The organism is Psychromonas arctica (assembly GCF_038155225.1).
In the GTDB taxonomy this organism is placed as follows: Bacteria; Pseudomonadota; Gammaproteobacteria; order Enterobacterales; family Psychromonadaceae; genus Psychromonas; species Psychromonas arctica_B.
Genome location: NZ_JBAKBA010000284.1, coordinates 1 through 221 on the forward strand (window position 1 = coordinate 1; position 221 = coordinate 221).

1 pseudogene is annotated in these 221 nt (G+C 38.0%); it reads right to left on the bottom strand.

Annotated features, from left to right (window positions below):
- Positions 1 to 221: pseudogene (gene fliI / locus V6255_RS18575) on the bottom strand (flagellum-specific ATP synthase FliI); the annotation flags it as partial.

The following is a 221-nucleotide window of genomic DNA, read 5'->3' on the forward strand; positions in this document are numbered from 1 at the left end:
ATAAGAATTGCTTTGTCGATACGAGGATCACTGCCACGTGAATAAGCACCGATTGTTATTAGCTCTTTGTTTTCTTCTTATAAAGAATATTCCTGTTTCAGTACACGTGCTAATGTTTGGTGTTCATCAGAAGTGACCATTGTCATAACTCGACTAATTGATTTACTAACAACAATAGCGGGGAAATCACCAGAGTCAGCTAAGGGTCGAGATAATTCGAT